The sequence below is a fragment of the Tautonia marina genome (assembly GCF_009177065.1).
In the GTDB taxonomy this organism is placed as follows: domain Bacteria; phylum Planctomycetota; class Planctomycetia; order Isosphaerales; family Isosphaeraceae; genus Tautonia; species Tautonia marina.
In genome coordinates this window covers 1-823 of sequence record NZ_WEZF01000067.1, presented here as the reverse complement: position 1 = coordinate 823, position 823 = coordinate 1, and the positions used below count along the sequence as shown (strand labels likewise).

General features: G+C 69.4%; 1 pseudogene. It reads right to left on the bottom strand.

The window, feature by feature from the left end:
- Positions 1-4: 4 nt before the first annotated feature.
- Positions 5-823, bottom strand: a pseudogene (locus tag GA615_RS27715) (hypothetical protein); the annotation flags it as partial.

Below are 823 nucleotides of genomic sequence, written 5' to 3'. Positions count from 1 at the left end.
CGGCTCAGAGTCCGCTGAGGTCGGCGGCGATGACCTTGGCCCCGTTTTGGAGGTTGAGCCGATCGACGGCGTCGCCGGAGATGGTGAAGGTCATGCTGCGTCGAGGGGGCAGGGAGAAGCCGGCGAGCATCGACGGGCTGCTCTCGACGCTCAGGTCCGAGCCGGTCAGGGCCAGGCCGTTGAGCAGCAAGGGGGCGGCGTTGTCGATCCGCAGCTTGTAGGTTTGCACGCCCTTGACCTTCTTGCCCTCGGTCACCTGGGCGCGGACCAGGCGGCTGATGATCCCTTCGGCCAGCTCGTCGGCCAGGGCCTCGGCGGTGGCGTCGGCGGCGACCGGCAGGGAGAACTTGCCGACGGCGGCCCAGCGGCTGGCGTTCGGGTCGCTGGAGTAGATCAGGACCGAGGCGTCGCGGTCGTCGGAGCCGGCCGGGGCGTCGTGGAAGCGGACCAGGCAGGCCAGGGCCGGTCCTTCGGGAGCGGCCGGGGCGTCGAGTTCGACGTTCATGCCCAGGGTGCGGGTGCCGACGAGGACCCCTTGGAGGGCCTCGGCCATGGGGTCATTGCCCTGGACCTGGACGTAGAGGGTGGCCGGTCCGATGGGGGTCAGTTCGGCGTTGGGCTCGGTGATGCGGTCGACGAACTGGCGGGCGAGGCTCAGCTCGTGGGGGTTGGCCCACTTGCGGGAGAGTTGGGCGATGGTCGACCAGTCGAGCTTGTAGATGAGGTTCCAGAGGACCAGCTGGGTGACGGACTCGGGGGCCTTTTCCAGCGAGAGCTGACGGAGGGCCTTCTGGACGATGGGGTCGGAGCCGACCTCGGTCTG